The organism is Olsenella sp. CU969, assembly GCF_905219715.1.
In the GTDB taxonomy this organism is placed as follows: Bacteria; Actinomycetota; Coriobacteriia; order Coriobacteriales; family Atopobiaceae; genus Granulimonas; species Granulimonas faecalis.
In genome coordinates, this window is record NZ_CAJMXC010000057.1 from 1 (window position 1) to 12,328 (window position 12,328).

Annotated in this window: 5 protein-coding genes; all 5 read left to right on the forward strand. The window is 68.4% G+C overall.

Going from position 1 to position 12,328, the window contains the following annotated elements; genetic code table 11:
* The first annotated feature begins 937 nt into the window (after positions 1-937).
* The gene (locus tag JX283_RS06300; protein ID WP_204829817.1) at positions 938-3,271 is read left to right on the forward strand and encodes a Spy0128 family protein; all 2,334 of its coding nucleotides are present in this window, start codon (positions 938-940) and stop codon (positions 3,269-3,271) included.
* A 396-nt stretch (positions 3,272-3,667) separates the two neighbouring features.
* Complete coding sequence (locus JX283_RS06305; RefSeq protein WP_204829818.1) at positions 3,668-5,128, forward strand: flavodoxin domain-containing protein; 1,461 nt, start codon at positions 3,668-3,670, stop codon at positions 5,126-5,128.
* A 21-nt stretch (positions 5,129-5,149) separates the two neighbouring features.
* Positions 5,150-6,559 carry a hemolysin family protein gene (locus tag JX283_RS06310; protein WP_204829819.1) on the forward strand — a complete coding sequence of 470 codons (1,410 nt, stop codon included), beginning with the start codon at positions 5,150-5,152 and terminating at the stop codon, positions 6,557-6,559.
* Positions 6,560-6,749: 190 nt separating this feature from the next.
* Positions 6,750-7,418, forward strand: coding sequence for a sugar transferase (locus JX283_RS06315; protein ID WP_204829820.1), 669 nt, complete (start codon positions 6,750-6,752; stop codon positions 7,416-7,418).
* A gap of 362 nt (positions 7,419-7,780) precedes the next feature.
* Positions 7,781-12,325, forward strand: coding sequence for an InlB B-repeat-containing protein (locus JX283_RS06320; protein ID WP_204829821.1), 4,545 nt, complete (start codon positions 7,781-7,783; stop codon positions 12,323-12,325).
* The last annotated feature ends 3 nt before the right edge of the window (positions 12,326-12,328 follow it).

Genomic DNA, 12,328 nt, shown 5'->3' on the forward strand with positions numbered 1-12,328 from the left:
TCGGAATACCCTTCGCCTGAAATCAAAGGAGGGCGCAATTTAAGGCCCGGGGTGCGGGGACCCCGCGCCTTAAATTGCGCCCTCCTTTGATTTCAGGCGAAGGGTATTCCGCCGCCGGCGATGCCGGGCGGTTTCGCGCCGCCGTTTCTTGACGTCATCCGGATATGACAGAAGACTCTTTTTCTAACTGACAGACTGCGTGGCGTCGGCCGTAGGGCATCAGAGAGATGGATAGTATCTCTCTGCTCTATGCGCACTCTATATACAGGCAAGAAGGAGAGANACCATGGACGTGAGGCGCNTCGGGCNCCTTCGGCAGACGAGCCCCCGGAAACGCCCGGGCCTGTGCCGGGTCGCCGCCCTGCTGGCAGCGGCCGTGGCGGCCGTCGTCGCCGTGGGGGCCACCACGGCGGGGGCCTCGACCCAGACCATGACGTGGGTGGCCGACCCCTCCACGGCCGACGGCTTCAGCGCCATCCTCGGCAACGAGGAACCCCTCAACAGCCGTTTTGCCGGTCGTGTGTGGACCGACAAGTCGGTGACCACCGACGCCGCCCAAGGCGCCCGGGGGGGTCTTCCACGCCACCTTCTCCGCCTTGGGGTCGTCGAGGGTTGTCAACAGGGAGGTCGAGAACCCCCTGGACGTGGCCTTCATCGTGGACCTGTCCGGGTCCATGGACAACGGGCGCATGGAGGCCGCCACCGAGGTCCTCGACAGCACGGTCAGGCAGCTCATGGAGGCCAACCCCTATAACCGCGCGGCCGTGAGCACCTTCAGCAGCGGTACCTATGACGCCAACCGGTCCGACCCGGTCCTGCCCCTGGGCCACTACGACGAGACGAGGTTCATCTACCGGGGCTCAAGTGGCACAGGGGCGCGCAGGCTCACCGTGACCGCCAGCGGTCGCCCTGACGTCACCGTGGCCGTCGAAGGCAGGTGGACAGGCACTACGGCGTGGACGGCGCCTCGAGCACCCGGGTCTTCACCGTTCGCGTGGGTGACCTCGCCGGCAACGAGCTCAGCCTCGCCAACGTCACCCTCGACCCGGCCNGCTACCTCGACCCTGCCAACGGCCCCCTCTCCTCCCAGGCCAAGGATATAACCGACGCCTGGAACACCCACCGCAGTGGGNGGCGNCCTTCGGTGCAGGTGAACCTCAATGGAACCCGGCCATTTCAACGACCTGTCAACGTCACCCTCAACCACCCCGCCGCCGCCGACGACATATCGTCGCTCGCCTACAACGACGGCGCCTACGTGGCCGGCACCGACGACCTATCCGACATCTTCGCCAGCATCATCACCCAGCTCCAGCAGACCGCCTTCAACCCGGTGACCGACGCCATGGGCGAGGCGGCGACGCCCCTCACCTACCGCGACCCCATCGGCCGCTACATGACCGTGAGGGAGGTGCAGGGGGTGGAGCTCTTCGGCACCACCTACCCGGTGACCGAGAACGCCGACGGTACCTACTCCCTTCCCAGCCGGGAGGTCGTCAACNCGGTGTACGGGACCTCCTTCAACCTCGGCGACATCAAGGTGTCCGTTGACACCGGCGACGACNGCACCGAGGAGCTCACCTGCGTGCTCCCCGCCGACGCCCTGCCGGTGCGCGTGGAGACGATCACCGTCGACGGGAGNGGCAACCAGACCGACTNCACCTCCAACCGCGGGTCGGTGGAGGCCCAGCCGTTCAGGCTCCACTACACCGTGGGCTTCTCCGACGCCGTGATCTCAAACGGGGCGGTGGACCTGACCCGGGTGGACGCCGACTACAAGGCCGCCCACCGCAACGCCGACGGCGGCGTGGACTTCTACAGCAACCGCTACAGCGCCAAGGGCGCCGCCGACGCCGAGGGGCCTGACAGCACCCGGACCGTGGGCGACGCCATGGTGACCTTCGCCCCCTCGGCCAGCAACCGCTTCTATTACTTCCAGGCCAACCGCCNCGTCTACGGTGACGGCACCGAAGGGGAGCTGGGCGAGGGCGGCAGCGTGGGCACCCAGCTCACCTCCCTCGACCAGATCGACCCCGACGGCACCTACTACGTGGTCGTCGACTACCACCGCCAGGGTNCCGCCCGCNTCGTGCAGTGCNTGGTGCCCTTCAGCGGCGCCGAGCTCATGGCCCAGGACTCCGTCGAGGTGGTGGACGGCGCCGTGGCCACCCGCATCGGCTCCCCGCTGCTGGGCAACGCCCGCTGGGCGGCCATCCCCAAGGCCGGCAACCCCACCGGCACCGCCGAGGGCTCCGGCCGCGTGAGCACCACCAAGGAGCTCGCGGGCCGCCCCCTGGCCGACGGCGAGTTCCGGTTCCAGCTCGTGGATGAGGACGGCGAGGTGGCGGCCAGCGGCACCAACGGCGCCGACGGCACCGACGGCACCGTGACCCTATCCCCGGTCACCTACACCCGGCCCGGCGTGTACGCCTACACCCTGGTCGAGGTGAACGACGGGAAGCCCGGCATCACCTACGACGACGCCGTCTACACCGTGACCACCACCGTGGTGGACGACGGCGACGGCACGCTCTCAGCCNCCCATGAGGTGGCGGGCGGCGAGGCGGTGTTCGACAGCACCTTCACGACCACCCCCGTCGTCGACCCGGTCTTCGGCGTGGCTGCCAAGAAGGTCCTCGTGGGCCGCGACTGGACCGACGACGACGCGTTCGACCTCGTGGTCACCGCCGAGACCGAGGGCGCGCCCATGCCCGACCCCGCTACCGTGACGGCCANCGAGGAGAGCCCCATGGGGACCTTCGGCGCGGTGACCTTCTCCGAGCCCGGCACCTACTCCTACCTCGTGGGCGAGAAGGCCGGCTCAGAGGAGTCCATGGCCTACTCCCAGGCCCTGTACCGGGTGGTCTACGAGGTGACCGAGGATGAGGCCACCGGCGGGCCCTCCAGGTCCGTCTCCGTCACGCGGGTCAGGTCCGACGACGGCGCGGATGTGGACGAGGCTTGCCCGGCCGACGCCCCCATGGAGTTCGTGAACACCTACACCGCCCCCGAGGGCCCCTCGACTCCCGGCGAGCCTGGCGGGCCCGGTGGGCCTGGCGAGCCCCAGGGGCCCGGCACGCCCGGGCGGCCCTCCGACCTGGTGGAGAAGCTGCCCGAGCCCCTCAAGGCCGTGGTGGTGCCCGTCACCGGCCTGATCGCCAAGACCGGCGACGTGGTGGCGCCCCTCCTGCCGTGGATCGGCGCTGGCGTGGCCGCGGTCACGGCCGGTGCCCTCCGGGTGCTCAAGGGCAGCAGGCGCTGCAAGGGCTGACGTCCTAACGCCCAGCCGCGCCCCACTCGGCACCTGAATGCGTCCGAGGGTGGCCTCCTCCGCACCTGAACGCGTCCAGGGGCGGATTCTGCCTGCCTGAACGCGGTTGGGGGCGGTTTTCGGCCCCCGTCGGCCCCCAGGGTCGCCCTCAATCGTATTCAGGTGCCGAGGGGGCTGGGTGCCGAGGAGGGGGCGCCGTGCCCGGCCGGGTGTCGAGGTCCCGCCCCGCCCCTTGGTATGCCAAACCGCCAAAACCCGTGGAAGCTCCATCGAAAGGCGCCGTGATGGGGTCCGCCGCCCCTTATGGGGGTACATTCAGACGCAGACCGTCACTCAGGCCCCGACCGCGGGCCGGCCCGCGCGCCCGGGATGCCCCGGGGCTTGAAAGGAGCTTTGATGCAGGTCGCACAGCAGATCAAGCCCGATGTCGATTGGGTGGGTGCCCTCGACTGGAACGAGCGCCACTTCCACGGCTACACCACCGAGAAGGGCATCACCTACAACGCCTACCTGATCGTGGACGAGAAGGTCACCCTCATCGACACCGTCAAGGAGAAGTTCCACGGCGAGCTGCTCCAGCGTGTGTCGTCCGTGATCGACCCCGCCAAGATCGACGTCGTCATTACCAACCATGTGGAGATGGACCACTCCGGCAGCCTGCCCCTCGTCGCCCAGGCCTGCCCCAACGCCACCTTCTACTGCAGCACCAAGGCCGTCGGCGAGCTCGCCAAGCATTACCAGGGCGCGGGCATCGACTTCCAGCCCGTCAAGACCGGCGACACCCTGAANATCGGCAAGCGCACCCTCACGTTCGTCGAGACCCCCATGGTCCACTGGCCCGACAACATGGTCACCTATGACGAGTACGACAAGGTGCTCTTCTCCAACGACGCCTTCGGCCAGCACTTCGCGTCCACCACGCGCTTCGACGTGGACTCCGACTGCTGCGAGGTCATGAAGCAGGCCCGCAAGTACTNCGCCAACATCGTACAGCCCTACGGCATGCAGGCCGCCAAGGCCCTCGCCGCCGTGGAGGGCCTGGACCTCNAGATGATCTGCCCTGCCCACGGCGTCATCTGGACCGAGCATATCCCCGACATCCTCGAGTGCTACAGCCGCTGGACNAAGANCGAGCGCGTGGACAAGTGCGCCATCGTCTACGACACCATGTGGGACTCCACCGAGAAGATGGCCAAGGCCATCTGCGAGGCCTTCGTGCAGGAGGAGGTCGACTGCCGGTACTTCGACCTCAAGTANACCNACGAGAGCGACATCCTGGCCTACATCCTCGACTGCAAGTACGTGTGCGTGGGTTCCTCCACCCTCAACATGCAGATGATGCCCAACGTCGCCAAGTTCCTCACGTACTTCCGCGGCCTCTCCCCGCGCAACGACACCCGCGTCGGCCTGGCCTTCGGCTCCTACGGCTGGGCGCCGGTGGCCCAGAAGCAGGTGCAGCAGGTGCTCGCCGACACCGGCTTCCAGCTGCCCCTGGACCCGGTGAGCCTCAACTGGCGCCCCGACCAGGCCTACTTGGACGACCTTCAGGAGAAGGTGCGGACCATGGTGGCCGCCGCANAGNGAGCTGGCGGTTCNCGGTANTATCGGANGNGCCCGCCTGGCGGGCCCCTTCTCGTATCCCGATTATGCAAGGAGGAAGCTATGGGAAAGATTTCCGTATCGGGAATGCACTGCAAGCACTGCGAGATGCTCGTGACCATGGAGCTCGAGGACCGCGGCGCTACCGCCGTCGCCGCCGATTCCGCCTCGGGCACCGTGACCTTCGAGGGCGACCTCACGCCCGAGCAGGTCGAGGAGGCCGTCAAGGCNGCCGGGTTCGAGCTCGCGCACTCCTAGTGAAGTAGGTCGAACACGTAGATGGACATAGCCGTAAGTATCGTCGTCACCCTGCTGTTGACCCTGGTCAACGGCTTCTTCTCCATGAGCGAGATGGCCCTGGTCAACGTCAAGCGCCCACTGCTGGAGCGCGATGCCGAGGAGGGCAGCGCCAAGGCTAAGACGGCCCTCGAGCTCTCCGGCGACTCCGGCGACCTCTTGGCCGCCATCCAGGTAGCCATCACCCTCGTGGGATTTGCCAGCTCCGCCGTGGCCGCCACCAACCTGTCCGACCCGTTCGCCGTGTNGANGGCCTNNGNGGGCGTGCCGGNCACCGTGGCCGNCGGCCTGGCACCCGTGATCATCACCCTCGTGGTGTCGTACTTCTCCATCGTCATCGGCGAGCTGGTGCCCAAGCGTATTGCCCTGGCCGACTGCGAGGGCGTCTCAAAGCGCGTGGCGGGCTTTCTCAAGGGCTTCACCGTGGCCGCCAAACCGCTCATCTGGATCACCGCCAAGAGCGCCAACGGCATCTCCCGCCTGCTGGGTGTGCGGAGCGCCGACGAGCGCCAGAACGTCTCCGAGGAGGAGATCCGCTACATGGTGAGCGACGCCGAGGAGCTCACCGACGAGNAGAAGTCGATGATCCACGAGATCTTCGACCTCGGCGACGCGGCCGCCCGCCAGGTCATGGTGCCCCGCGTGGACATGACGGCGCTCGAGGACACCGAGACCCTGAGCTCGGTGCTCGCGTGCATGCGCAAGACGGGCTACTCCCGCATCCCCGTCTACCACGAGGACGTGGACCGCATCGTGGGCATCGCCCACATCAAGGACCTCATCAGCCCCATCATCGACGAGGGCAAGGGCGACGCCCCCATCGCCGGCTTCGTGCGCGAGGCCGACTTCGTGCCCGACACCAAGGACATCATCCCGCTGCTCTCCGAGATGCAGACGAGCCACGACCAGATGGTCATCGTGGTTGACGAGTACGGCGGCACCGCCGGCGTCATCACCATNGAGGNCATCGTGGAGGAGGTCGTGGGCGAGATCGAGGACGAGTTCGACCCCGACAACAAGTACCTCACCAAGCNCTCCGAGCGCGAGTGGCTCGTGGACGGCCGTTTTCCCATCGACGACGCCGCCGAGCTGGGCTGGCCCATCGAGGAGTCCGACGAGTACGAGACCGTGGCTGGGTTCATCCTGGACCTCGCCGACGGCCTGCCGGGCCCGGGCGAGGTATTCGACGTGGATGGCTGGCGCTTCCGCGTGCAGTCCATGCGCGGCCGCCGCATCGCCCTGCTGCGGGTGATCGCGCCCGAGCCCGAGGCCGAGCCCGGCGAGGGCGAGGAGGCCGGAGAGGACGCCGACCGCGACGGCTGGCTCGACCGTCTGCGCGGCGGCCACGACCAGCGCCCCGACGACGACGGGGAGGACGCCGGGGAGGAGTGACCTCGGCCGACGGGGCTGCCGCCCCGGGTGCCCTGACGACGATGCACCTCTGGACCCGCAGGTTCAGAGGTGCATTTTTTGTCACACACAGACTTGGAAAATAACTTAGCGTAAGATAAATCCGTTTCTATGGGCAATCTTGTGCCCCTGTATNTCAGGGACGAAGTCTGTGGNTANGACCCGTGCNGTGGTGACGAAGAGAAGAGAGAGCGGCTCTCCCCGAAGCCCCACGGGTCGTGCAGGCGACCNGTGGGGCTACCGCTTTGTCAAACGCCTCGCCGACATCGTGGTGTCGCTCCTCGTCATCGTCGTGCTGCTCGCGCCCTGCCTCGTCATGGNCGNGATCATCNCCCTCCAGTCCAAGGGGAGCCCCTTCTACACCCAGGAGCGGGTGGGGTTGGGCGGCCGTCACTTCAACCTGCTGAAATTCCGGTCCATGGCAGCCGACGCCGACGACGTGGAGCGCTACTTCACCCCCGAGCAGCTGGACCAGTGGGAGAAGGAGCGCAAGGTCGACGACGATCCGCGTATCACCTCCGTGGGGCGCTTCCTGCGCCGCACGTCCATCGACGAGCTGCCGCAGTTCCTGAACGTCCTTGCGGGNCAGATNTCCNTCGTGGGGCCGCNCCCCGTGGTCGACGCNGAGCTGGGGCAGTACGGCGACCGGGCCGCCGAGTTCTGCAGCCGCCTGCCGGGCATTACCGGCTGGTGGCAGGTGGAGGCGCGCAACGACGCCGACTACTCCACAGGTACCCGCCAGGAGCTGGAGCTCTACTACATCGAGCACGCCTCCCCCTCCCTGGACCTCCAGATCTTCCTGCGGACCTTCGGCGTCATGGGTCGAGGCACCGGCCGCTAGCCTCCGCGTGACGGGGGGGGGTGCCCCGCGTGACAGACGCGTGACAGAGGTGCCTGCCCCATCTGTCACTTTGCATGTTTCTCACTTTATGGTGACGACCCATGCCGGAGGAGTCACCGGCATGGGTCTAGGCACCCTTTCGGGCGAGAAACCCATGCCGCAGCGGCCTTTGGCATGGGGGTGGGCCTGCCAGTCGGGCCGCCCCGCCGGGTNCGTCGCCTCCGGCCGGCTCCCTGCGACCATGGAGCCGACGCTCTCGGCCCCCGGCCGCGTCGCCGCCCGGGTCGATTGACACACTCCATCAGATTGCTGTAAGAAAGCAGATACTACTCTTAAATGCAGCTGAATCGAGGGGAGTTCCCATGGAGACCCTGAAGAAGGCCACCCAAAAGGGGGCGCGCCGGGTCGCGGCGGTCCTGATGGCCGTGGTCCTGGCGGCAGGTTCCCTGGCCGCGGCCCCCACCGCGGCCTACGCGGAGACGTGGGCCCAGTACCTGGCCCGCCAGTGGCAGGCCTGCGAGGACACCTTCGCGGCCCTCGACCGCGACACCGGCCTCGCGCCGTGGGACGGCACGTCGTCCCAGCCCGGTCGCGGCTCCGGCACGGCCGACGACCCCTGGCTGGTGGGCACCCCCGCCGAGCTCTCCTGGGTCATGCACTCGGCCCCCGCGACCCAGAAGAGCCTGCGGCTCACCGCCGACCTCGACATGGGCGGCCAGGGCAGGCGGCAGTGGGCCCCGGCCACGGGCTTCGACTCCGGCACCGTGCTGATCGACGGCAACGGCCACACGGTCTACAACCTCTATGTGGCGGGCACCAGCACCTCCTCCGCCANCGGCCCGGGCCTGGCCTNCATCGCCTCGGTGAACAACCCCTCCTTCACCATGTGTGACATCACCTTCCGCTATGCCGAGGTCCGCAGTGGCGGCGGGTACAACCAGGCGGTGGCCGTGGGCTACTTCGCCCGCGGCCTCGTGGACAACGTGGGCGTGGAGGACTCCCTGGTGACCGGCGGCGACTTCGTGGCCGGTCTCCTCGTAGGGTGGAGCACCGGATTCAGTGCCGTCGACGGCTCGGGCAACAAGCTCGCGGCCCCCACGGGGTCCTTCATCAACAACTGTCGCACCGTGCGCGTCTACACCCATGGGGCCAGCTGCATCGGCAACTTCACGGCCCCGCTCATGGGCGGCACTGTCACCAACTCCTACGCGGTGGACGGCGTGACCATCTCCACCGGCGGCCACTCCGGCGGCTTCGTCTCGTGCCCGGGCTACTGCTACGTGGAGAACTGCTTCTGCAACANCACCATGTACGGCAACACCCAGACAGGCGTCTTCAACGGCGTCAACCACTACAACAACGCCTTCGTCAACTGCGGTGCCTCCGGCGTGGTGGAGGGCACCAGTCAGGTGGGCGGCTTCGTGGGCGACGCCACCGGCGGCACGTCCTCGGCGACACCCTCCCAGTACACCAACTGCTATTCCACCACCATGACCGGCATGCAGTCCTCGGCCTCCAACATGGGCGGCTTCGTGGGCAGCGCCGACGGAAACATCCGCTTCGCCCAGTGCTTCGCCGCCGGCGAGGTGGGCGCCCTCACCACCGACGGCAACGACGCCACGGTGGGCGGCTTCGTGGGCGCCAACGGCGGGGCCTCCTACACCGCATGCTTCTTCGACATGCAGACCACCGCCATGGACATGCGCACCGCGGAGCCCGCCGGCGTCACCGGCCTGCTCACCAAGGAGATGACCGGTTCCGGGGCCCTGGCCAACCTCCCCGGCTTCTCCGGCNACCTGTGGCTGGCAAAGGACGGCGTCTACCCCCAGCTCAAGCGCTTCAACGACCCCCAGGAGTTCGCCGAGGCCGACCGCAACACCATGACGGCCTACTCCATGGCCTCGGTGTGCACCGCCATGCTCTACCCCTCCAACGGCGACTTCGAGGACACGGCCCACGACTCCGTGCGCAAGATCACCTACGTCTTCCCCTTCACCAACGACGCCATGGTGGGCGACCCGGCCTATGCGGTGAGCTGGACCGCCGACGAGATCTACAGTTCCGTGGTGGGTGACAACGACATCCCGGTCATCGTCCTCGACGACAAGACCTACGAGGTCAAGAGCCTTGCACCCGGGGTTGGCTGGACCACGGTCGAGGTGGTCTACACCGCCCCCGACGGNACCCAGGCCACCGGCACCCGCCGCATGCGCCTCGTCCCCACCACCACGCTGTCCCTCGCCACCTCCCGCGGCATCGACCACGTCGCCTACGTGGCCCGCGAGGGCGCCCGCCCCCTGCCCGTCAACACCGACGAGGGCTTCGTCTCCTACGACCACCGCCTGGGCGTGAACTTCTCCACAGGCAGTGCCGTGGACCTGGGCACCGGCACTCTCAAGCAGGAGCCGTTCCCCGCCGACTCCGAGGACTTCGCCGACGTGCAGCTCTCGGTGGTGGGCGGTGTCGTGGATGTGGCCATGGAGCGCCAGGACGACGAGGGCAACTGGGTGGAGGTGGAGCTCACCGACTCGGTCAAGGAGCTCCTCCTGCGCCAGCGCCACACCGAGCTCGCCGACCTCGGCCACTACCGCATGATCTACAAGTGNTACACCTCGGGCAACAAGAAGGGCGCCTATCTCGAGAGCATCAAGTATCTGGACGTCCTCGAGACCTTCGACGTGACCTATTACAAGAACGACGCCGACCTCGAGCAGCCCAAGGCCAAGGCCGACGGGACGGTTGCCCCGGTCTTCTGGCGCGCTTCGACCTCGGGCCTGTGGCAGGCGACCGCCAGGGCGGACGGCGGCTCCTACTATTACGACATCGGCGCCTACCTCCCCGGGGACACCGTCGACGACGCCTATTACCCGGGATCCGCCTCCAAGGCCGAGGGCGTGCCCGACGCCCCCACCACCGACGGCTGGCGCTTCGACGGTTGGAACACGGCCGCCGACGGGTCGGGCGCCGCCTTTGACGAGAACACCGAGCTCAAGGGGAGTGTGAAGCTGTACGCCCAGTGGAGCCCCAAGCCGGTCAAGGTCGTCTTCGACCTGGACGGCGGCGCCATGCCGGACCCCGACGACCCCGACGCCCCGGCCGACGCCTCCCCCATCGTCCAGGACAAGCACGCCCTGGACACCGTGACGCCCCCTGCCGGGACCCCCGTGCGCGACGGCTACTCCTTCATGGGTTGGAGCACCGAGAAGGGCTCGCTCAAGGCCGACTTCGACCCCGACGAGCAGCTGTGGGAGGAGCCTGACGGCGAGCGCACCTACTACGCCGTGTGGGTACCAAACCCCACCACCTCCATCACCGCCGAGACCCGCAACACCACCGACCCCGAGGCGGCCCACCCTCAGGTCGGCGACGATCTGGAGACCACCGTGGTGGTCTCCAACACCGGTGACCCCGACAGCTACTGGAAGGGCGTGGACGTCGAGGTCCCCCTCCCGGTGGGAGTCGACCTCTCCGACGACCCGATCGAGGTGCGCTACCCCGACGGCACGGTGAAGACATACGACCCCAAGGAGCTCTTCGACCCCGAGACCCGCACCGTGAAGGTGCCCGTGGGCGACGTGCCCGGTGACTCCAAGGTGACCGTCGAGCTCCACACCACCGTGAACGGCAAGGTCCTCGACCCGCCCAACGACCCCGACGCCGTTCCCCCGGTCACCATCCCAGTCCAGGCGTCGGGCACCAACCCCGACGGCTCGCCGGTGCCCGCGGAGGTGGAGGAGACCCTTCCCAAGGGCGGCGACCAGGTCCTGCCCGACGACCCCGAGCCCACGGTCACCAAGGCCGTCACCGACCTCACCCGAGGCGACGCCGTGGATGCCCAGGTGGGCGACGTGCTGCGCTNCACCGTCACCGTGNCCAACGACGTGCCCGACTCCCTGCTCAAGAACGCCCGGGCCACAGACCTGCTGCCCGCCGGCATCGACCTCGACCGCTCCTCGGTGCGCGTGACCTATGCCGATGGGACCACCGGGTCCCTGGACTCCGCCGACGTCTACGACGAGGACACCCACACTCTCACGGTGCCCGTGGGCGACATCCCCGGCGGCTCCAGCGCCATCGTGGTTTTCGAGGGCTCCATCGCCCGCTCCGCCGTGGACGATGCCACCCCGGGCGCCCATGACGTGGGCAACGTGGCCACCGTGGACGGCGACACGCCCGAGGACCGCGAGGTGCCCACCGAGAGCTCCGACAAGGTGTTCCCGGCCGGTTGGATCAAGTTCGCCGTGCCGCAGCCCTCCCTCTCCAAGACCGTGGCCGACGACGATTCGGACGGCGGCTTCTACGAGGGCGACCAGGTGACCTATACCATCGAGGTGGGTAACGCCATGGTGGGCACCGTGTGGGAGGACGTCACGGTCCACGACGTGCTGCCCGACGGCCTGTCCCTCGTGACCACCTCCCTGTGGCTCGAGCATCCCGACGGTTCCCGGGAGCGCCTCCCCCACGCCCTCTACGACCCTGAGACCCGCGAGCTCACGGTGCCGGTGGGCGACGTGGCCGGTGGCGAGGTGTGGCGCGTGACCTACGCCTGCGACCTGTCCGTCCCGGCCGACGGCGGCGAGGTGGTCAACAAGGCGAGCGCCACGGGCAGCGGGTTCGGCCCCAAGGACCCCGACGCCCAGGGCGGCCCCCAGGCCGGCGGCACCGTCGCCATCGAGGCGGGCNGCTCGGCCCGCATCGAGGCGGTGCGGCCCGAGGCCGAGCTTCCCGGCACCGGCGGCACCACGACGAGCCGTACCGAGAGGACGGTGCGCCGGGTCCTGCGCGGCCTCGCCGTGCTGCCCGTGACCGGCGACCGCACGGTGGACGGCGCCGTCACCCTGGGCGCGTGCGTGACCGTGGCTGTGGCGGCGACGGTGGCCGTGGCGGTGAGGAGGCGCACGACGTAGCGG